The sequence below is a fragment of the Occultella kanbiaonis genome (assembly GCF_009708215.1).
Classification (GTDB): Bacteria; Actinomycetota; Actinomycetes; order Actinomycetales; family Beutenbergiaceae; genus Occultella; species Occultella kanbiaonis.
This window is the reverse complement of record NZ_CP046175.1, coordinates 651,300-672,419: the sequence shown is the minus strand read 5'-3', so window position 1 is coordinate 672,419 and position 21,120 is coordinate 651,300. Positions and strand designations below refer to the sequence as shown.

Sequence of the window (21,120 nt, the reverse complement as noted above, 5' to 3'; positions counted from 1 at the left end):
TGCCGACCACCTCCACGTCGGCCGCTCTGTCCAGATCAGGCGCAGCCCGGTGCGCACGAGCGCGTCGTCGTCGACTAGGAGCACTCGGTGCGGGCATGGCCCCAAAAGATGGGCGCACGCACGACAAGCGGTGCGCGGACCGAATGACGCGACCGACGCCGTCGCCCGCTATGACCCGCCCGAGCGGTGCAGGTACTCGACGAGGGATCGGATCCCGAACTCCCATCGGGGCAGGGAGTCCGTCGGTGCCACCTCGTTCGTCAGGGTGCCCAGGTGGGTGCTGGCGATGGTGACGCGGTCGCCAACCTTGTGGGTGAAGCCGAGCCCGGGCACACCGCGGTCCTGGGTGGGGGCGAACAGGGTCCCGGTGTAGAGGGCGAAGCCGTCCGGGTACTGGTGGTGGTCGCCGTGGGTAGCCTCGACCAGTCGTTCGAACGGGCGGCTCAGGCGGGCGACGTTGTTCTCGTCCTCGAGGACGTAGCCGTCCTCGGCGCCCTCGACCCGCAGGGTAATCCGCTCGGTGCGGACGGTGTCGACGGTGAAGGCGCCGTCGAACAGCCGGATGAACGGGCCGATCGCGGCCGAGGCGTTGTTGTCCTTGGCCATGCCCAGCAGCAGGGCGCTGCGGCCCTCGACGTCGCGCAGGTTCACGTCGTTGCCCAGGGTGGCGCCGCGCATCCGGCCGCGGGAGTCGACGACGAGCACCAGCTCGGGCTCCGGGTTGTTCCAGGAGGAGAACGCCGGGATGCCGACCTGGGCGCCGTAGCCGACCGAGGAGAGCACCGGGGCCTTCGTGAAGACCTCCGGGTCCGGGCCGAGGCCGACCTCGAGGTACTGCGACCACAGGCCCTCGGCGAGGAAGACCTCCTTCACACGGGCTGCAGCCTCCGAGCCGGGCTCGATGGTGTCGATCTCGGCGTGCAGGGAGGCGGCGAGGGTCTCGCGGACCTGGCGCGCCTTGGCCGGGTCGCCGGCGCTGCGCTCCTCGATGACGCGCTCGATCATGCTGTCGACGAAGGTCACGCCGCAGGCCTTGATCACCTGCAGGTCCAGCGGGGCGAGCAGGTGCGGGCGGTCCTGCGTGCGGGCGAGTGAGGCCTCGACGAGGTCGGTGAGTTGCCAGCGCGGGTCGCCGGTGGTGCCGGCGACGACCTGCGCGGCGTCATCGCGCTCGAGCAGGCCGGAGACGGTCGGGGCGACATCGAACAGGTCGTAGACGTCCTCGCCGAGCACGCGGACCGGTCGGGGTCCACCGGTCTCGGGGTCCCAGACCCGGCCGACCAGGACCGCCTCGTCGGCGTCGGTGGGGAGGATCGCGTGGGCGCTGCCGGGGTGGGTGTTCGTGCTCATTTCGCGCCTCCTCCGAGCTGCCATTCGCCGTCGACGCGACGGGAGATCGCCAAGGGATTGACGTCGCGCAGAGCCGGGGGCAGCGAAGCCTCGGGGAAGCCCTGGTAGGACACCGGGCGCATGAACCGGCGCGCGGCCGCGGTGCCCACCGAGGTGGTGCCGGGCACCGTGGTGGCCGGGTAGGGGCCGCCGTGCTGCTGGGCGTAACTGACGGTGACGCCGGTGGGCCAGGAGTTCCAGATCACGCGACCCGAGCGTGCGGCCAGGACGTTCACCAAGTCATCCAACTGCTCGCCGGGCTCGGCATGGACCGTGGTGGTCAGCTGGCCCTCCAGGAGTTCGACACCACGCGTGAGCTCGGCCTCGTCCCGGTAGGAGACGACGATGCTGGCCGGGCCGAACATCTCCTCGCGCACGATCTCCGGATCCTGCACGGCAGCCTCGACGGTGGTGGCAAAGAGGGCGGGTGCGGGTGCGTCGCCCTGCCCGCCGGGGACGATCTCGGTCAGGCCGCGCTGGGCCATGGCCGAGCGGGCGTGGAGGAATCCCTCGGCCAAGCCGGCGGTGAGCATGGGCGACGGGTCGCTGCCGGCCACCGTCTCGCGGAGCACCTGGGTGCTGTTCTCGTCGAGCTGAGGGACGAACAGCAGCCCGGGCTTCGTGCAGAACTGGCCCATGCCCAGGGTGTAGGAGCCGACGTAGGCGGTGAGGATCTCGTCGCGTCGGGCGGCCCAGGCCTGCTGGGTGACGACCACGGGGTTGATGCTGCCGAGTTCGCCGTAGAAGGGGATCGGTTCGGGGCGGGCGGCGGCGCGGTCGGCGAGGATGCGGCCCACCCGGGTGGATCCGGTGAAGCCCACCGCCGTGGTGAGCGGGTGGTCGACGAGTGCCTCGCCCGCGTCCCGGCCGGTGACGGCGCCGAACAGGCCCTCGGGTGCACCTGCCTGCGCGAGCGCATCGACGACGACCTGCGCCGTGCGGAGCCCGAGCTGCAGGTGGGCCTCGTGGATCTTGTGGACCACGGCGCAGCCGGCTGCCAGCGCGGAGGCACTGTCGCCACCCATGACGGAGAACGCGAACGGGAAGTTGGACGCACCGAAGACGCCGACGACGCCGAGCGGGACATTCATCCGGCGCAGGTCCGGCCGAGGTCCCATGCCCCAGGACTCGTCGGCGTGGTCGATCGTCGCGTCGAGCAGATCTCCGCTACGGACCTCCTCGGCGAACAGGCGCAGCTGGAACGTGGTCCGCCTCAGCTCCCCCTGCAGCCGACCTTCGGCCAGATGAGTCTCCGACTGGGCCAGCGGAACGAGCTCACCGGCGGCGGCGTCCAGGCCGTCGGCGATGGCCTCCAACCAGCCGGCCCGGATGTCCGGTTCGGCCCCGCGTGCCGCGAGGAATGCCACCTGTGCCTGCTGGACCGCTGCGTCCAGTTCGTCCTTGGTCGTCATGCCGCCAGCCTACGGTCCGGGGCACCGTCGCGGACCATGCGCGCACTCCACCCATCCACGACTCAGTGCACGCGCGCGCGATCGGCGGTGGCGAGGCGCTGGAAGGCGTCCGCGACACCATTGCGTCGCCGGAGCAGGCCCGATGGTGACTCCTCCAGATCCCAGAGCCCCATGGTGAGCAGCGATTCCGAACGCGGGGTGTCGGCGTGGCGGTAGGTCCACTCGTACATGTCGAACAGGGGCCACCAGGTGTAGCCCACGAGTGGGACGCCGTCCGCACGGAGACGGTGCGCGAGCGCCACCGACTCCTCCAGCCAGGCCACGCGCGCAGCGACGGAGGCCGTGACGCAGGTCTCGGTGAGCGCCACCGGGGCGCCGTACCGCTGCGCGTAGGTGCGGATCAGCTCCTCGAGGCCCGTGACGCCGTCGTCCCGGGTGGGTGGCGGTTCCACGAAGCCACCCGCGGGCCACGGCCCGTCCTCGACCAGCGTGGTCGAGTGCCTGGGGTAGTAGTTGACGCCCATGACGTCCGGGGCGGCCGGTGCCGCGGCGAGCCTGTCCAGCAGGCTCTCCGGCAGCCCGTGCCGGAGCAGGTGCTCAAGCAGCGGATGCCCCTCGCGCACCCTCCCGGTGACGAGGTCCTCGACGGCGAATGCCTGGTTCCTGAGCAGGCGCACCTTGTCCGCGTGCTCGCCATCCACGGCGCCGACGACCCGGGTGGTCGCGTCGACGTGAACGAAGGTGGCTCGGTCGCCGAGCACCTCGGCGATGCCGTGCTGGGTTCGCACGAACCCGTCCGCGAGCGCGGCGATCATCCGGGTGAGCCCGTCCTGACCGCTCAGGTACGGGGGCCAGTAGCCGAGTTCGCCGCTGAACCGGGCATGGATCATCGGCTCGTTCACGGGGGTGTAGTCGGTGACCGTGTCGGCGTAGCGTTCGGCGACGGCGACCGCGTATTCGGCGACGTGCTGCGGGTAGTCGGGGTTGGCGAACTCCCCGTCCAGCCACTGGGGGGTGCCGTAGTGCAGCAGATCCACGATCGGCCGGATCCCCAGTTCGGCGAACCGTGCCATCACTGCGTCCAGCCACGCCCAGTCCCATCGGCCGGGCGCGGGGTTGATCCGGTACCAGGGGATGCCCCAGCGCATGAACTCGGCGCCGACCTCGGCGGCGAGGCCGAGGTCGGCGTGCCAGTTCTCGTAGTGCTCGGTGAGTTCGTACTCGTCGAGCGCTCGCTCACCCTCACGGGTCTGCGGCACGAAGGTATCTTCGACGCCGACTCCGAAATGCAGCCGGCCGTCCTGGAACCAGGTCATCGGTGGATCCTCACGTCGTTTCGATAGTTGTGGTGACGGTTGCCGGGCGGACGGCGGAGCCCACCCGGGTGCAGCTGGTTCAGCCCTTCATCCCGGTCATCGCGACCCCTTCGATGAAGCGCCGCTGGACGATGAGATAGAGCACGACGAGCGGCGCGATGGCGACCAGCGAGCCGGCCATCATCACCCCGTACGGGGCCACCCCGGTGGCAGATCCGGTGAGCAGCGCCAGGCCGGCGGTGAGCGGGCGCACGCTGGAGTCGCTGGTCATGATCAGCGGCCAGAGCAGGTCGTTCCAGTTCCCGACGAAGTGGAACAACGCCATCGTCAGCAGCGCGGGTTTGGCGTTCGGCAGGACGATCGACCAGAAGACCCGCAGCTCGCCGGCACCGTCGATCCTGGCGGCGGAGTCCAGGTCCCGCGGAAGCGTGATGAAGAACTGCCGGAGCAGGAAGATCCCAGCGACGTCGGCCGCCCGCGGGATCACCAGACCGGCCAGTGTGTTCACCCAACCGAGCGCCGAGACCATCTGGTAGATGGGCACCAGCAGTGCCTGGAACGGAACCATCATGATCGCGATGAGCACCGTGAAGATGGCGATCCTGCCGCGGAACTCGATCCGTGCCAGGGCATAGGCGGCCAGGGAGTTCAACACCAGGGCCGACGCGGTCACCACACCGGCGAACACGAGCGAGTTCGAGGACTGCAGGAGGACGGGGACCCGGGCGGTCAGGCCTTCGAAGTTCTCCAGGGTGAAGCGCGAGGGGATGAAGTTCGGCGGCCAGGAGAGCACGTCCGACTCCGGGGAGAACGCTCCGAGCACCACCACCAACACCGGCAGGGACGTGAGTGCGGCGAACACGAGGAGTCCGGCGACCACCCCGGACTGGCGTAACACGCGAGTCGCTTGCGCGCCGCTGCCGCCTCGGCGAGGCGTCCGTGAGGCGAGGGTGGTCGCCTGAGCCGATGACGCCGTCGTGGTTGTCATGGCGCTCACTCCAGGTCCCTCTCACGCTTGGTGCCGACCCGCAGTTGGATCAGGCCGAGCAGCAGGGTGATCGCGAGTAGGACGTAGGAGAGCGCCGATGCGAAGCCCATCCGGAAGTCTCGGAACCCGTCGGTGTAGATGCGGTAGACGATCGTCTCCGTTGCCCGGTCCGGCCCGCCCTGGGTCATGATGTAGATCTGGTCGAACGCCTGGAAGGCACCGATGATCGCGAACACGATCACGAACGTCATCGTGCTCCGCAGGCCCGGCAGCGTGACGGCGCGGAACTGGCGCCAGGCACCCGCGCCGTCCAGGATCGCCGCCTCGTAGAGGTAGCGCGGGATCCCCTGCAGACCGGCCAGGAAGATCACCATGAAGTACCCGAAACTCTTCCAGATGGCCACCGCGGTCACGGCGGGCAACGCCCACGTCGTCGACGCGAAGACGTCACCCATCCGGATCCCGAGACCACCGAGCCAGTAAGGGATCAGGCCGAGGTTGGGGTCGAGCAGGAACGCCCAGGCCAGGGATGCGACCGCCATCGAGATGATGAACGGCAGGAAGATGATGGTGCGGAAGAAGCCTCGCAGTGGCACGTCCTTCCGGTTCAGCAGCAGGGCGGCGCAAAGCCCCACGGCGATCACCAGCGGGCCATACATCGCCGCGTAGAGGATCGTGTTCACGATCGCCCGCACGGTGGCCGGATCGGAGAACACGGTGACGTAGTTCTCCAGTCCGATCCACGACGCCTCACCGAACCCGCTGGCATCGGTGAAGGACAGTCGAAGAGCGAGGACCGCCGGGACGAAGACGAACGCGATGATCACCGCGAGCGCCGGGGCGAGGAACACCGTCGCGCGCAGCGTCCGGCCACGCTCACGGGTGGCGATCTGGCGCGAGTTGTCCTGGCGCGGCCCGCCGCCACCGAGGCGTCTGGGCGCTCGGTAGGTAGGGCCGGCAGCAGTGCTGGTCATGAGGTCTCCAAGGGTGGCTCCGAGTGCCGGGCCGGCCACACACGCGGCGGCCCGGCACCAGGGGTGGACCGGGGCTACTCGAACCTGGAGAGGATCTCCGTGATCGCTGCCGACGTCTCGGTGGTGGCGACAGCGACGTCGCCGCCCTGGCTGACGGTGGTGTTCAGCGCCGAGAGTTCGGCATTGACGTCGGTGAGTCCACCGGGAATGCCGTACAGCCGGATGTAGGCGTTCTCGGTGTGCGCGATCATCGTGCCGACGAACGGTGTATCGGCGATCGCGTCCGCGGCGATGTCGGTCCGGTTGGGCGGGTAGAAGGACTGCTCCGCCCAGAGCACCTGTGCGTCGTGGGAGTTGTAGTACCGCAGGAAGGCCTCTGCCCCAGCGGTGGCGCCGTCATCGGCCTGGGATGTCAGCCACCAGTAGTTGGCAGCCGCCTGCGTCACGATGCCGTCCGGACCGGCCGGCATCTCGAAGACGTCGATGTCCAGCCCGACGCTCTCGGCGCCGGTGATGATCCACGGGCCGATCACGGTCATGGCCGCCTTGCCGGCCTTGAACAGATCGACGGCCTCGGGCAGGGTGACGTTGGTCGGGCCCCAGCCGCCCTCATAGGCGTCCTGCCACCACTGCAGGGTCTCGACGTTCTGCGGGCTGTCCAGGGTGACCTCGCCGTCGGTGTAGACCGAGCCGCCACCGGCCTGGATGAAACTCGGCAGGAAACTGCCGTCCGCGTCCGCCAGGGCCAGGCCGTAGATCTCCGGCGTGCCGTCACCGTTGGAATCCACCGTGAGTTGCTCGGCGAGGGCGATCCACTCCTCCCACGTGGTGGGGAAGTTCTCCTCGGTGATGCCCGCCGCCGCGAACATCTCGGTGTTGTACCAGACGGAGAACGGGCCGTAGGCCATCGGGACCGCGTAGTGGGTGCCGTCGAAGGTGGCGTAGTCGACCACGTGCGGGTAGTAGGTGTCGGTCTCGTTCTCGGGATCCGCGTAGAAATCGTCCATCGGGACGAAGACGCCCTGGTTCACGTAGCCCTCCCCCGCGTCAGCCGGTTGGACCACGAGGTCCGGGCCGTTCCCGGCAGAGATGGCGGGGAGCAACTTGTCCGTGATGACGTTCCACGGAATGACCTCGATGGTGACCTCGTAGTCGTCCTGTGCTGCGTTGAAGTCCTCCGCGAGCTGGGCGACCACGTCACCATCGGCCTCGGTGAAGCCGTGCCAGATGGTGACGGTGGTGGTGCCACCGTCACCGCCGGGATCGGCGCCGCCGGAGCAGGCTGCGAGCGTCAGTGCGACGGCGGCGCCCGCGGCGATGAGCACTCCCGGGCGGCGGAGTTGTGGGGTGGTGGGCATCATCTGACTCTCCTCTGGGAATTGTGCGGTAGTACATCGGTGTATTACTGCGTGGCTCTACAGGTTCGGAGCCGGTCGCCGATCAGCGAGCGGGAGCCAGGATCCAGTCCCTTGGGATCGCTTCGACGCAAGCCGACCAAGAGTCGTTCGCGGCGGCCGGCGCCACCGCGGAGCCGGGGTGGCCGTCGGCGAGGATCACCACCACGTCTGGACGCATCATCGCGTTCGCCACCCTTCGTCAGGCTCGTAGTACACCGTTGTACTACGAGCGTATGCGCAGATTGCGGTCCAGGTCAATCCCGGATCTGCGGTCAGACACCCGCGAGGCACCGGGCCAGGCCCGCGCCCCGGGTTGCGCCCCGTTGCTGCGAGCCGGGGCGCGTCCGTCACCGAGTGGAGCCGCGCAGGACCAGCCGTGGGGGCACCTCGATGGCATCACGTACGGCTGCTCCCGCGGCGTCGCCCGACCGCACCTTCTCCCCGGCGGGCGCCGCGGCGTCGCGGCGGGGTGCGCCGTCGGCTTCCGCTCGTAACCTGCGCACCAGGATGCCGACGGCCAGCTCGGCCAGCTGGGCACGGTCCACCGCCACCGTGCTGAGCGCGGGCACGCTGTACTGCGCGTCATCGATGTCGTCGAAGCCCATCACCTGCACGTCCTCGGGCACCCGGGTGCCACCACGGAGCAGCTCGGCCAGCGCACCGAGGGCGAGCGTGTCATTGAAGCCGAACACGGCGTCGAACTCGACCCCCTCGGCGGCAAGGTCTCGGATCACGGCGGCGCCGGCCGCCTTGCTCCAGCCGTCGGTGGAGCGGATGAGCCGGTCGTCCGGCAGGATCCCGTGGCGCTCCATGGTGTTCAGATACCCCCGGGTGCGTTCGCCCGCGGTCCCGACGGCCACGCCCGGATCGGCACCGAGAGCCACGATCCGGCGAGCACCCCGCGAGATGAGGTGCTCGACGACGAGCTCAGCGCCACGCGCGTTGGCGAGGAACACCTGGTCCACCTCGTCGCTGATGCGGTGGTCGCCGAGGACCACGACGGGGAAGCCGGGCGGAGCGGACCTCGAGAGGACGTCGCCGTGTCCCACGGGTGCCACGATCGCGCCGTCCACCAGGTGGGTGTGCGACCCGACCAGGCTCTCGACCGCCACGTGCTCGGAGGCCTCGACCTGCTCGACGATCACCTTGAGCCCGACGTCCGCGGCCTTGCGGATCACCTCGTCGGCGAGTTCGGCGAAGTACGGCAGGCGCAGTTCGGGCAGGGCGAGGCCGATGAGGTTGGTTCGATTCGTACGCAGTTTCCGGGCCGTGACGTTGAGGCGGTAGTCGAGATCCTCCATCGCGGCCTCGACCCGTGCGCGCGTCTCAGGGCGAATGTAGGGGTAGGTGTCGTTGACGACGTTGGAGACCGTCTTCACCGACACCCCGGCAAGCTTCGCGACGTCGCGCATCGTGGCGGGCATGGTGACATCGTGGCACGTCGCAATCGGTCTGAGTCCGGTGAGCCGCGCGACGCCGAGCTACTCGACCGACCGAGCCTCACCTGGTGGGCGGGCGCCACCGAAGGATCTCGTCCATCGAGCGCAGCATCAGATCGGGCCGCAGCCGCGTCGCCAGCGACAGCGCCTAGTTGTACCCGGCCAGGACGTTGGTAGCGGCGAGTCTGGTTGAACGAAGGAGAACCTCCGGGTGGGATGTGGCTTGTCTAGGGCCCACTCCAACCCGGAGGTTCTCGTGTCCCACGATAGTGCTCGACTCACTGTCCATGGTCGTCGGCTGGTTGTTCAACGCCATCAAGCGGGCTGGCCACAAGCCCACATCGCTGCCGCGATGGGTGTCTCGCGCAAGTGTGTGAGGACCTGGATCGACCGTTACGCCACCGATGGCGAGGAAGGCCTGCTCACGCGCTCGTCGCGGCCACACACGATGCCCACCAGGACCAGTGAGAAGGTCGAGCAGGAGGTCCTGGCTGCACGCGCTGCGCATCGTGAGGGACCCGATGTGCTCAGTGCCAAGGCCGGGGTGCCGGCCCGGACATCGTCAAGGATTCTGCGTCGCCACGACGTCCCGTACCTGCGTGAGTGCGATCCGATGACTGGTGAGGTGATCCGCTCCTCGAAGTCCACCGCGGTGCGCTATGAACGCGACAAGCCTGGCGAGCTCGTCCACATGGACGTCAAGAAACTCGGCAAGATCCCTGACGGCGGCGGCTGGCGTGCTCGAGGCCAGACACGCGTGAACCATCAGGCACGCACCGCCAAGACCCCGATCGGCTACGACTACGTCCACAGCCTCGTCGATGACCACTCCCGGCTCGCCTACTCGCCAGATCCTGCCGGACGAGAAGGGCCCGACCTGCGCTAACTTCCTGGCCCGCGCAGCCGCCTACTTCGCCGACCGCGGCATCACCCGGATCGAAGCGCTGATGACCGACAACGCCTGGGAATACCCCTGGTCACTGCGCACAGTCTGTGCCGATCTGAGCATCCGACAGATCTACATCAAGCCCCACTGCCCATGGCAGAACGGCAAGGTCGAGCGATTCAACCGAACCCTCGCCAGCGAGTGGGCCTACCGCCACCCCCTTCGCCAGCAACGCCGACCGCGAAGCCGCCCTTGCACCATGGTTGGAGATCTACAACACTGTCCGACGCCGCAGCGCACTCGGCGGACTCCCACCGACCAGCCGCCTGTGACCAACCTGATGGCCGGGTACACCTAGTCCCGCACGGCCACGGCGACAGGGTTGCGCAGCGCGGTTCACGGCAGATCTGCATCGAGCGGCGCACGACGTCGGCGGTCCGCTACAGCTGGGCGGCCGTGTAGGCGGACAGGTCGCCGTCGGCCAGGTGCGCGAGCACCACGGCGTCCTCGCTCGCCTGGCCGGCACCCTGCCCCACGACGTTCCTGACCAAGGCCACTCGGACGACCATCACAACGAATTGACGGCAGGCCGGAGTCTTCTGCTGTGCCCACTAGGCGAAAGCCCGGTGCGGCGTCACCCCTTGCGCCTATCGTCGGCGTGTGACGTACATCGCCTACATCGATGAAACGGGGGACACCGGCAACCCCCAACTGCGCGGGGCCTCCAGCTGCTACGCGCTTGGATGCGTGATCATCGACTTGGATGTCTGGCCATCCGTGTTCGACAGCCTCGTGGCCTTCCGCCGACAGGTGCGCACGACGTTCGGCATCCCGCTGCGCGCCGAACTCAAGGCAAACTACCTCATCCGGGACAGCGGTCCACTGCGGGGGCTGGGGCTGGCGCCCAGTCAGCGCAACTACATCTATCAGACCCACATGCAGCTGCTGTCTACGCTGCCTGCCGAGGCGTTCGCGGTGGTCACCGACAAGGCCAAAACCGGCTGGCGCGGCAAGTCATGCTTCGACGGGACGTGGGAGATGGTCCTTCAGCGGCTTGAGCGCAGCTGCTCGAAGCAGGGCCGGACGATGCTGCTCGCGCACGACAACGGCGAGAACGACGCAGTTAGGGCATTGGTTCGCAGGGCACGGCGATACCTCACGGCCGGCCGGATGGAGGGCGGTGGGGGCATCCAGTTCAAGGCAGACAGGATTCTCGAAGACCCCGTTCCGCGGACATCTCACCACTCCTACTTCATCCAACTGGCCGACCTCGTTGCCTACGCCGGATGGCGAAGTTACCAGCGCCCCGGTGCGGGGGTGGCGGCTGTCGTTCCACAGAGCATGTGGAGCCACATCGGTTCGGCCACAAAGTCAGAGGTCAACATGTGGAGCTTGAACGGCTCAGTGCCTGGCGTGGTCCTCCGCACACGCTAAAGCCCCCCTGTCGCCGGTGGCGAGAGGGGGGCGGGAAGCGCCTAGCCAAGCCAGTAGGGCGAGGTTCAGCACTTGTCTCGGACAGTACACGTGTTGGCTCTGCGCCGATGCCGTACGGGTGGCGTGTCCCCGCTCTATGCTCTGGCCATGGACGGCTGGGGCATCGCAACGGCGATTGGGACCATCGCGGCGGCGGTAGTGCCCGCAGGGCTATACATGCTGGAGCGACGTGAGCGCATCCGGGAGCGTGTCGACCGCAAACGGGCGCAGGTGGCGCTAGACAATCAACTCCGTTCCCAAGCACAACAGGCGGAGCAGCGCGAGCGTGCCGAGATGGAAGCGAGTGTGCGCCGAGTCGGCGTATGGAACGAGAGTGAGCCGGTCGTGCTCCAAGACATGACTCAGAGTCGCGGCACGCGCACTGAGGATCAGGCGATCGTGTACGTCGCAAACCGCAGCGACGACCCTGTCCACGATGTCTCAGCATGGACTGAAGGCGTCTCCGGGAGCGGCGCCCCTCTGATGCTGGACGACTGGGCGGAACTCGCGCCGGGAGGTGAGGCCACGAGGTCGTACACATGGCAGACGGTCGCCATGCCGTGCTGGGTTGAGTTCACCGACGTCCACGGCCGTCGCTGGGCCAGGTACAACAACGGTGGCGTGTACCGTGCCGAGAACACCGAGCACGTGCCAGGCGCGCCAGAAGGTGAGCGTCGTCGCCCACTCGGTCCCGTGCCGCCAGCTTAGGGAGTCTGAAACTCCTGCGCGGGAGATTCCCGAGTGCTTCGCCAAGGATCACCAAGAGGGGGCCCTGGCAGTGCTGGCGTAATTCCGCCTACCCGACCTGCCGCCACGGCAGGGTGACCGTGACGCGGAAGGTGGCTCCGCCATCGTCCACCCCGTATTGGAGGCGACCACCGAGCAGTTCGACGCGCTCGGCGATGCCCTGCAGACCCCGGCCCGCCGCGCCGCCGGCCGGCGTGGGCAGATTAGGGGTTGCGCGCGTCGATGCTGACGCCGTTGCTCGGACCGCCGGTGACAGCGAGGCGGATCTGCTGCCCCCGGTGCGTGCTTGCGGGCGTTCGTGAGCAGTTCCTGCACGATCCGGTCGACGGCGCGGGCCAGGGCCGGGTCCGCAGCTTCGGCCTGGTCCAGGTCGACGGTGGCGCTCACCGGCACACCGGTGCGGACGGTCTCGTCGATCACGGCCGGCGGGTCCACCAGGGACGGCTTGGGCAGCGCGTGGTCGACACCCGGGTCCTGGCGCAGCACGCACAGCAGCGAATGCAGGTCCGCCACGGACTGCCCGACGCTGGCTCGCACGAGCGCGGCACTGCGGGCAAGCTCGTCGTCGTCCTGCGCGTTCACCTCGAGCGCCCCGGCGTGCAGGCTCAGCAGGGACAGCCGGTGGCCCAGCGCGTCATGGACCTCGCGGGCGATCCGTTCGCGCTCCACCTGGCGGGCGAACTCGTCGCCGAGGCGAGCACTGTCGCCAACGGCCTCCTCGGCACGCCGGTCCGCGGCCCGGGAATGCCGGCGTGCCCGCAGCACGAGGCCGAGCCTGATCGCCGGGCCCAGCGGCAACGCCACGGCCAGCGGCACGAACCACCAGCTCAGCTCGACCGGCGTCTCCGGTGGCACGCCGGTCGGCCCCAGCATCGTCTTCGGGAACGACTCGGCCATCGTCTCGGCAAGCACGTCCCGGATGGCCGTCATCATGGTTGCGACGCCCACCGCGCCCGCCGTCCACCACACGCGCGACCCGGATCGGCAGGCCACCAGCGAGACCAGGGCGAACAACGCGGTCGACGTCCCGACCGGTAGCACCACCGCGACGCCCGCAGCGACCAGCGTGACCAGGAACGGCGCCCGGTGGCGCCACGCGAGTAGCGCGGGAACGGCGATCGAGGCGAAGAACAGTCCGAGCGCCACCCCGAAGTATTCGCCGGACGGCCCGTGACCCCAGTCGGAGAACACCACACTCGTGATCGAGGCACAGAACGCCGTCACGATCAGCAGGGCCGTCCTCCACCAGGGGGCGCGGCGCCGTCGGGCGGGCGTTGTCTGCACATCCGCACCGTAGGGCCCGGCGGGGGCATTCGGGCTCCATCGATCGGTCAGGATCGACGGGCCGCCCCTCCCCCGATCGGCCAGCCGGCTCGAGGCGTTCGGTGGATGTGGCGATGCTGCCCGACGGCGTTGGCTGTGGTCATTCCCCGAACCTGGAGGTTCCGATCAGCACCAACGACCCCGGCGGCCAGACGCCCCAGCCGCCCTAGGCGCCGCAGGGCGCCGTCTCCTACTCCACGCCCGACGGCGGCGCCCAGCCGGGCGGGTACGGTGCCGCCGGGTACGGCCGGCCGGGTACGGCCGGGCCGGGCCGGGCGGACCTGGGCTCGGCCGGTTACGAGCCGGGCGCCCCGGTCCCGCCGCCGGTCGAGCCGAAGAAGCGCAGCTGGTTCGCGCGGCACAAGATCCTGACCGGGATCGGCGCCGTCGTGCTGCTCGGCATCGTGATCAACGCCGTGAACGGCGGCGGGTTGCAGCCGTCCGCCCCGGGCGACGCGCCGACCACCCAGGCGCCGGCCGTTGTCGAGCCCGAGGCTCCGGCCGGGGACGCAGGAGAGCCGGCCGCACCGGCCGCGACGGAACCGGCCGCCGTCGAGCCCGCGGTTGAGGAGGCGCTGCCCGGCGTCGGCGCCGCGGTGCGGGACGGCAAGTTCGAGTTCGTCGTGACCAGCATCGAGACCGGCGTGAGCGAGGTCGGCAGCGAGTACTTCAACGAGCGGGCGCAGGGTCAGTTCGTCCTGGTGCACCTGACCGTCACGAACATCGGCGAGACGCCGCAGTACTTCTCCGACGGCGACCAGCAGCTCTTCGACGCCGCCGGGCGCGAGTTCGCGGCCGGGATCTGGATCGAGGGCAACGACACGTTCGTCACCGAGATCAACCCGGGCAACACGGTGGACGGCACGATCGTGTTCGTCATCCCGGCCGACGCCATCCCGACCACGCTCGAGTTGCACGACTCGTTCCTTTCGGGTGGCGTGGAGGTGGCGCCGGGCTGTCCGGCCCCTGAACCGGTGGACCCGGGTCGCGACGGGCGGCTCGGGTTCACCGCTGCCTAGGAGGTTCCGGCCTCGGTCCACTTCCACCAGGTGTAGTGGTACTCCCCCTCCTCGACCTGGAACCGCTTGCCGCAGTCGCGACACTCGCAGATGCGGTCTGGCACCCTTTGCCAATCGCTGGGGACCGTCTCCACGATCCGGATGTGCCCCCGGCGTACCTCCCTGGCAGGGTCGTAGAACTGGTGCGAGGGGTAGGCGGCGCAAAGGCAATCGCCCTTGCCGAAGAACTCGATCCGGTCGAGGGCGTGCTCGAGGTTGGCGCTGTTGGACGCGAGCATGCCGCCGAGTTCCACGTTCGCAGTCGCCTTTTCGATGGCGGGCAAGGCGCGCGCCAGCGGCGCCAGGACCTCGGGGTCACGGGTCGGCACGACCTCCCACAAGGCATGCAGAATTCGGTCCTTCTCGCCGGAGAGGAAGTCCGCGACGAGCGGGAACCTCAGCGCGTCCTCCTCGGCTCCCGGTCCGGCCAGCCACTGCGCCGGCAGCACGAATACCGCCGCCTTGCTCTGCTTGAGCGCGGCCCCGGAGCTGTCGGCAAGGACCACGGCGTCACTGCCGAGCGGCCACCACGCGGCGGTGTCCGCACCGAGTGATCGCACCAGGCTCGCGGGCGCACTGCGCCGGTCGTAGGACGCCGGGTCCGTATGTCTGTCGTCGGTGAAACGTGTCGCGTCGAAGTAGCGACGGGCGCCCCAGCGCCGGTTCGCCGCGACGACGAGGGCCGAGGTGAAGGACGCAAGTGCGGCCGCGTCCGAGGTGGCCGCCAGTGGGAGCAAGCGCATGAGGAAGTTGGTCTGCCCCTCGAGCCCGTCGAGCTCCCATTCGAGCCACTCGTCGCCGTCCGGCCACGGCAGGTCGACCATCTGCTCGACCACGGCGATCACCTGCTCCGGCGTGGCCACGACGATCTCGTCGGTCATTCGGCTGCGCCCCGGATCAGCTGCCTGCGAGCAACTCGCTCATCCTGCTGGCGGCGCCGAACGGCGAGATCTTCGGGAACCATCGACATGCCTCTCGGGGTGGCGGTGCAGCTCTTCGGCGGCGTGCGCCGGGGAGCAGTCTGGCACGGTGCCGGGCAAGGCCGGGCGCCGCGGTGCCGGCGGTTCTATCGTGGTTCCCGGAGAGGACCCACCCATGGACCGCGCCCACGACCCGCCCACGACGGTCGACGTCGACGTCCAGGTCCCGGCCGCCGTGATCCGGCGCTTCCACGAGGTGGTGTGGCTGAGTTCCTGGCGGGTGGTGCTCCCCGTCGGCATTGCCTGCACGACGGCGGCAGGTGCCCTGGTCCTGCGGGTCGCCCGGGAGTTTCGCAGCGGTTCACACGGCCTGACGGCGTCCTCCGCCGTGCTCCCGATCGGCGCCGCCGCCGGTCTGCTCGTGGCGTCGGGAGCGCTGGTCGCCAACGCGCTGGCCGGCTACGTACCGACCGCCGCCGCGGGCCTGCGCCTGGGCACCCATGGCTTCCGCCGACCGCGGCACGAGAGCACCGAGCTCCAGCCACGGCACCCGATGAGCCGGACCGGCCGGCGCGTCGCACTGCTGCACGGACCGCCGTCGCGGGGCACGGTGTACACGGTCACCGTCCCCGGCGACCTCGAGCTCGAGGTGCCGCCGAGCACCGCCTGGGTGTACCTGCCACCTGGGGTCGAGACGGCGTCCCCGGTCCGCTATCCGGCCATCTACCTCATCCACGGGACGCCCGGAACCTCGGCGGACTGGTTTGCCGCGGCCCTGGTGGACCGGGCGATGGACGTCCTGCTGCACGCCCACCTGGTCCGGCCGATGATCCTCGTCTCCATCGACGCCAACGGCGGACCTTCCAAGGACACCGAGTGCCTCAACTGGCGGGACGGCCCACAGATCGAGACCTGGCTCTACCGGACCGTCATCCCGTTCGTCGACCGCACCCTGCCCACCATCGCCGACCGGACCGCCCGCGGCCTGGGCGGCATGTCGATGGGCGGGTTCTGCGCCCTCGACCAGGGCCTGCGCCACCTGGACACCTGGGGACTCTCGCTGGTGTTCGAGGGCTACGGCGACCCCGGCAGCGCCGGGCCCGCGGCCCTCGGTGACGACCCCGAGGTGATCGCCGCGCACACCCCGAGCAGCTACCTGCCGCACCTGCCGCTGCCGTCCAGGCTGCCGGTCTACCTCGACGTCGGGGAACGGACCTCCGACGTCGGCGCCGTCCGCGACCTCGCACGCCAGCTCGCCGACCGGGGTCAGACCGTGTACTTCCGCATCGCCAGGGGGCACGGCCACAACTGGGCCGAGGTGCGGGACGGTCTGCCGTACGCCCTCACGTTCGCGTCGGCGCACCTGCGCGGCACCCCGCCGACTCCCGGTGCACCACCGGGCTCATGACGGTGGCGGGTGACCGAGGAAGCGCCCGACCACCGGCAGCCCGGTGAGACCCTCGACGTCGGCGATCGCCAGCCCCTGGGCCGCGAGCAGGTCCATGGACCCGACGGCGGCGTAGCGGGGTACCCACCGCGGTTGGTACTTGGCGTTGAACCGCCAGAGCGACTCGATCTGCATCCGGCTCGAGGCGCGGCGCAGGACGCTGCGGGCGAGCCGGCTCGTCCGTGCGTCACTGTCCCCCGCGACCACGCTGTGCAGCACCGCGAAGTTCAGAGCCACCGATGCCCCACCCTGGGCGGCGAGGTGGCGGATGGACTCGATCACCAGGAAGTCCATCACACCGTTCGGGATGCCCTCGGTCGGGCTCCGCCGCATGGTGTCCAGCGACCAGCCCGGCAGCCGGGGAGCGGGCACCCACTGGATGAACGCCTGCACCTGGCCGGCGCCGTCTCGGGCGACGGCGAGCACCAGGCCGAGGTCGGCCGGGTCGAAGAGCCTGGAGAGGGTCATCGAGAAGCCGTGCTCGGCCTCACCCTGCCGGCTACGGACCGCGACCTCGACCAGCTCGGCACGCGCGGCGCCGTCGAGCGCGGCCGGGTCGAGGAACGAGACCGTGAAGCCGGCGGCGACCACGCGCCGGTGGGCGCGGCGCAGGCTCTTCAGTGCGCTGTCGGTCAGGTCGAACGTGGCACAGTCCACGATCGCCTCGTCGCCGAGGTAGAACGAGCGCAGCCCGCTGGACTCGTAGATGCTCAGCCACTCCTGCGCCGCTCCGAGCACCGTGACGGACCAGCCGTGCCGCTCGGCGTGGGCGGTGAGTTCGGCCCACACCTCGGCGCGCTCCTCCGGCGGCCCGATCGGGTCCGGGGAGACGACGCACACCGCACCCCGGACCGCGTGCGCGACGACGCTGTGGCCCGTGAAGAACCACTGCTTGTCATCCCGCAACGCGAAGTAGTCGAGGCTGCCACCGCCGTAGCGGGAGACCACGGCCCGGGCATGTTCGCGCTCCTGCCGATGCGCCTCCCCCACCAGCGGCGCCGAGGCCACCGGCGAGAGCAGGAGCCACAGCACGCTGCCGAGCAGACCCAGCCCGACGGCGGTGAGGATCGGGCCCGCGAAGGCGCCCATGAACGGGAGCGGGATGTCGCTCCACCCGCCGAGACGAAGCAGGACCGCCCGCGCCGACTCGTCGAGGTCGCTCGCGTCGATGGTTCCGAACCGGACCGCCAGCCCGAGCGAGACCGCCAGCGTGACGGCCACACCGCCGATCCCGACCAACGCCGCCCGGGTGAGCGCCGCACGGCTCGCCAACACGGGGAACGCCCGGTGGTTGAGGGCGAGCCACACCGCACCGCCAGCAGCGAGCGCGGCCTCCTCGATGTCCAGGCCCTTGCTCAGGTGCAGCACCACGGAAGTGACCAGCAACGCCTCGGCAGCGACCCAGCCGAGCCGGTGGCCGCGGCGAAGACCGCGCGCGGTGAGCAGCAACGCGAACGAGACGAAGATGAGCGTCAGCGCCGCCGTCTCCGGCACCACGAGGGGGACGACCTCGAGCAGGATGCGCACCCGCCCACGCAGCGGAGCCGATGCCGCCGAGAGCAGCCCAAGGACCGCGAGCACGACCACCGCGTACGTGGCCACCCGCCGGGAGCGGTCGTGGCGCAGCCACTGAGACGCGCCGATCCCGCGAGCCGGCCACCGCGACCGGTCGACCCGCACCTGCCCGGGCCGCCTCGCCTCGGGTGCCATGGCTCATGCTCCTGTGCCCGGCGTGCCGTCGGTCGAGGTCAGCCGGTACGGACGTGCAGCGGTGCGCGGAGTCTCATAGTCAGAAATGTACGCGCCATGGATCAGACCCGGGCGGGACTGGGTTCCGGGTCAGCTGCCCGCGAGCAACTCACGGTAGCGGGCGACCTGGTGCTCCGCCGGGGTCGGCGACACCGTCGGCTCCGGGAGGTCGTCGGGATCGTCGGCGCTGATCGGCACGCCCTGGGCCCGACACTGCGCAGCCAGGCCGGCATAACCGCCGTCGGCCCACTGGCCGTACTCGTCGGTCAGGGCCTCGCTGAGGCTGGTGCCCCGGAGGAGGTGGAACTGGCCCTCGGTGTCGAAGCTGACGATCGGTGCCGCGGCGATCGGAAGGTCGTTCGGACCATGCCAGTAGCCGAACGCCTGGCCCTCGTCCTCGTCCTGGGCGACCCAGGTGATCAGCGCGGCTGTCTCCGCGATCGCCCGGACGTTGGCGGCGATGTCCGGATTCGTGAGGTCCTCGGCGGTCAGGTAACTGGTGTCCAGCGCCGGCGGCTGCTCATCGTCGGCCAGCAGGCGCAGGCCCTCCGACCAGGGGTTCGAGTTGCCCTGATCCTGCAGGCGGCGCCAAACGGCGAGGTCTTCGGGAACCATCGACATGCCTCTCGTGGTGGGGTGCGGCTCTTCGGTGGCGCGCGCCGGGCAGCAGTCTGGCACGGCGTGTGGTCCTGAACCGAAGCGGCACTGGTCCCCGCCGGTACCGGCGCTCAGGCGCCGTTCGACGTTCTGGCGCCGATGACGGCGATGAGGGCGGTCGCCGTGTCCGCGAGTTGCTCCGGTGTGCCGCTGAGCGATTCTTCGATCCAGCCCCGCAGCACGTTGATGCAGCCGCCGACGAGGAAGGCGGCGTGGATGTCGTCGGCCGAGCCAAGGCCCATGCCGATTCTGCTGCGGTCGAAGATCTCGTCGACCACGTCGCGCAACGCGTCGGTCAGGCCGGGCTGCGAGGGGAGCTGCGCGATCCGCAACAGCACGTCCCGCTCGGCGTCGATCCGGACGAGCACCTGCAGGATGCGGCTCCGGAGTTCGTCGGGGGCCAGGGGAGCGGTCATCCGCTCGGCGTCGCCCTCCGGCAGTTCCAGGGCGTCCAGCGTCACGGCCCGGATGATGCCGTGCAGATCGATGAAGTTCGCGTGAGCCGCCCGGCGGCTGTATCCGGCCCGTCCGGCGATGTCGGAGAGCGTCAGGCGCTCCACGTCACCGTCCAGCAACGCAGCACGGGCGGCGTCGATGATCGCTCGTCGCGTGCGCACCACTCGGGGATCTCGGAGAGCCATATCACCATGTTACCCGACGTGCAGTAGGTTACAGTTGTTACCTACAGGCCAGGATGTACCGAACGTGGAGAGCAATGAACGAGACCGAAACGCAGACCCGACAGCTGCACGACCGAGAGAGGACGGCCATCGACCGGCCCAGCCGGGAGGGCGTCGGGCGCCGCAAGAAGGCGATCACCGTCGCCGCCGTGCTGATCGCCGGCTGGATCTTCATCATGGGGATGGTCGTCAGCTACTCCGAGGCGCTCGCGAATCCGACGGTCAACAACGTGCCCATCGCGGTCGCCGGGAACGCCGACGCGATCGTCGGTCTGCTCCAGAACGACACGCTCGAAGTCACGGTCGTCGCGGACGCCGCCGCCGCCCAGGAGCAGGTCCTCGACCGGGACGCCGAGGCGGCCCTCGTGATCCCCGGTGCCGAGGGTGGCGAGGTCACCACCTACGTCGCCACCGGCGCCAGCAGGATGCTGGCCCTCGCCGCCGGCGCGCTCGGCGACCAGGTCGCCGAGCAGTTGGGCACCACGAACAGCGTGGTCGACCTCGCGCCGCCCTCGGAGAACAACCCGAACGGGACGTTGGAGTTCTACCTCGTCATCTTCCTCACTCTCGGCGCCTCCTTCGGCGCGACCATCATCGGCAGGGTCCTCGGCCCGATCCGCACGGCGGCGGAGTTCCTCACCCGCGCCGGCGTCCTCATCGTCCTGTCCACCGCCCTTGCCGCTGGGGCGTCCTTCTACGCGACCCAACTCTTCGACGGCATCACCGGACAGCACGGCTGGGCGTACTTCGGGGCCCTGGCGTTCTACTGCCTCGCGGTGAGCGGCGCCGTCACCGGCATCGCCTCCCTCGGCGGCACCATCGTCGGCGGCGTGGTCTCGGCGCTGTTCGTCCTGCTCGGCAACTCCGCGTCCGGCGGCCCGTTCGGCCTGCACATGCTCAACGACTTCTTCCAGGTCGTGCGCTACATCGTCCCGCAGACGTGGGGCCTCGAACTGCTCCGTGACATCGAGTACTTCGACGCGAACGGGATCGGCGGCCCGCTGGTCGCCCTCAGCATCTGGGCCGTCATCGGGGTGGTCGCGGCGCTGCTGGGCATGCTCCGGCACACGCTGGCGAACCGTCCCGGCAACGCCCACCCGGCCAAGCACGTCTCGGCCGTCGCGATCAGCGACGACGCACCCGACCACGGCGCCCGCCGCACGCCCACGCACGAGGCGATCACCGCCGTCGGGCCTGGCGAACACCGCGAACTGGAGCGGACCCCGGCCGCGGTCTGAACCGCGGCACGGGGCCCTCGCTCGGCT

General features: G+C 69.9%; 17 protein-coding genes and 1 pseudogene. 6 read left to right on the top strand and 12 right to left on the bottom strand.

What is annotated here, in order from left to right:
• Positions 1 to 168 precede the first annotated feature (168 nt).
• The 7 genes from GKS42_RS02945 to GKS42_RS02915 all read right to left on the bottom strand — a co-directional run bounded on the left by GKS42_RS02945 (position 169) and on the right by GKS42_RS02915 (position 8,900).
• Positions 169 to 1,350: a fumarylacetoacetate hydrolase family protein gene (locus GKS42_RS02945; RefSeq protein WP_154792492.1), complete on the bottom strand. Its 1,182-nt coding sequence runs from the start codon at positions 1,348 to 1,350 to the stop codon at positions 169 to 171.
• Positions 1,347 to 2,801, bottom strand: a complete 1,455-nt coding sequence (locus GKS42_RS02940) for an aldehyde dehydrogenase (NADP(+)) (RefSeq protein ID WP_154792491.1) — start codon at positions 2,799 to 2,801, stop codon at positions 1,347 to 1,349. The genes GKS42_RS02945 and GKS42_RS02940 overlap by 4 nt, the downstream gene beginning before the upstream one ends.
• Positions 2,802 to 2,863: 62 nt before the next feature.
• Positions 2,864 to 4,117, bottom strand: a complete 1,254-nt coding sequence (locus GKS42_RS02935; protein WP_154792490.1) for a family 1 glycosylhydrolase — start codon at positions 4,115 to 4,117, stop codon at positions 2,864 to 2,866.
• A gap of 79 nt (positions 4,118 to 4,196) precedes the next feature.
• Positions 4,197 to 5,015 carry a carbohydrate ABC transporter permease gene (locus GKS42_RS02930; protein WP_232847896.1) on the bottom strand — a complete coding sequence of 273 codons (819 nt, stop codon included), beginning with the start codon at positions 5,013 to 5,015 and terminating at the stop codon, positions 4,197 to 4,199.
• A 95-nt stretch (positions 5,016 to 5,110) separates the two neighbouring features.
• Complete coding sequence (locus GKS42_RS02925) at positions 5,111 to 6,079, bottom strand: carbohydrate ABC transporter permease (RefSeq protein ID WP_154792488.1); 969 nt, start codon at positions 6,077 to 6,079, stop codon at positions 5,111 to 5,113.
• Between the two features lie 74 nt (positions 6,080 to 6,153).
• A complete protein-coding gene (locus tag GKS42_RS02920; protein WP_154792487.1) occupies positions 6,154 to 7,440 on the bottom strand; it encodes an ABC transporter substrate-binding protein in 1,287 nt (428 codons plus the stop codon).
• 383 nt (positions 7,441 to 7,823) lie between these two features.
• Entirely contained in the window at positions 7,824 to 8,900 is a 1,077-nt protein-coding gene (locus GKS42_RS02915) for a LacI family DNA-binding transcriptional regulator (protein WP_154792486.1), read from the bottom strand.
• A gap of 271 nt (positions 8,901 to 9,171) precedes the next feature.
• Between GKS42_RS02915 and GKS42_RS02910 the strand changes: the two are divergent.
• From GKS42_RS02910 to GKS42_RS02900, 3 genes and pseudogenes are all read left to right on the top strand, one after another.
• Positions 9,172 to 10,133: pseudogene (locus GKS42_RS02910) on the top strand (IS481 family transposase).
• Positions 10,134 to 10,461: 328 nt separating this feature from the next.
• Positions 10,462 to 11,235: a DUF3800 domain-containing protein gene (locus GKS42_RS02905; RefSeq protein ID WP_154792485.1), complete on the top strand. Its 774-nt coding sequence runs from the start codon at positions 10,462 to 10,464 to the stop codon at positions 11,233 to 11,235.
• 147 nt (positions 11,236 to 11,382) lie between these two features.
• Entirely contained in the window at positions 11,383 to 11,982 is a 600-nt protein-coding gene (locus GKS42_RS02900) for a hypothetical protein (RefSeq protein ID WP_154792484.1), read from the top strand.
• Between the two features lie 48 nt (positions 11,983 to 12,030).
• On the opposite strand, the gene GKS42_RS02895 is transcribed toward GKS42_RS02900, so the two are convergent.
• Complete coding sequence (locus GKS42_RS02895; protein ID WP_154792483.1) at positions 12,031 to 13,305, bottom strand: sensor histidine kinase; 1,275 nt, start codon at positions 13,303 to 13,305, stop codon at positions 12,031 to 12,033.
• Between the two features lie 428 nt (positions 13,306 to 13,733).
• On the opposite strand from GKS42_RS02895, the gene GKS42_RS02890 reads away from it, so the two are divergent.
• Positions 13,734 to 14,363, top strand: coding sequence for a DUF4352 domain-containing protein (locus tag GKS42_RS02890; protein WP_232847893.1), 630 nt, complete (start codon positions 13,734 to 13,736; stop codon positions 14,361 to 14,363).
• On the opposite strand, the gene GKS42_RS02885 is transcribed toward GKS42_RS02890, so the two are convergent.
• Complete coding sequence (locus GKS42_RS02885; RefSeq protein ID WP_154792481.1) at positions 14,360 to 15,283, bottom strand: hypothetical protein; 924 nt, start codon at positions 15,281 to 15,283, stop codon at positions 14,360 to 14,362. The two genes, GKS42_RS02890 and GKS42_RS02885, sit on opposite strands and share 4 nt — an antisense overlap.
• A 214-nt stretch (positions 15,284 to 15,497) precedes the next feature.
• Here GKS42_RS02885 and GKS42_RS02880 point away from each other — a divergent pair, with 214 nt between their 5' ends.
• On the top strand, positions 15,498 to 16,730 hold the full coding sequence (locus tag GKS42_RS02880; protein WP_154792480.1) for an alpha/beta hydrolase: 1,233 nt from the start codon (positions 15,498 to 15,500) through the stop codon (positions 16,728 to 16,730).
• Here the strand turns inward: GKS42_RS02880 and GKS42_RS02875 are convergent.
• From GKS42_RS02875 to GKS42_RS02865, 3 genes are all read right to left on the bottom strand, one after another.
• The gene (locus GKS42_RS02875) at positions 16,725 to 18,479 is read right to left on the bottom strand and encodes a bifunctional lysylphosphatidylglycerol flippase/synthetase MprF (RefSeq protein WP_154792479.1); all 1,755 of its coding nucleotides are present in this window, start codon (positions 18,477 to 18,479) and stop codon (positions 16,725 to 16,727) included. The genes GKS42_RS02880 and GKS42_RS02875 overlap by 6 nt on opposite strands.
• A 129-nt stretch (positions 18,480 to 18,608) precedes the next feature.
• Positions 18,609 to 19,133, bottom strand: coding sequence for a hypothetical protein (locus GKS42_RS02870; RefSeq protein WP_154792478.1), 525 nt, complete (start codon positions 19,131 to 19,133; stop codon positions 18,609 to 18,611).
• Positions 19,134 to 19,246: 113 nt separating this feature from the next.
• Positions 19,247 to 19,816: a TetR-like C-terminal domain-containing protein gene (locus GKS42_RS02865; RefSeq protein WP_154792477.1), complete on the bottom strand. Its 570-nt coding sequence runs from the start codon at positions 19,814 to 19,816 to the stop codon at positions 19,247 to 19,249.
• Positions 19,817 to 19,890: 74 nt separating this feature from the next.
• Between GKS42_RS02865 and GKS42_RS02860 the strand changes: the two genes are divergently transcribed.
• Positions 19,891 to 21,093 carry an ABC transporter permease gene (locus tag GKS42_RS02860; RefSeq protein WP_154792476.1) on the top strand — a complete coding sequence of 401 codons (1,203 nt, stop codon included), beginning with the start codon at positions 19,891 to 19,893 and terminating at the stop codon, positions 21,091 to 21,093.
• The last annotated feature ends 27 nt before the right edge of the window (positions 21,094 to 21,120 follow it).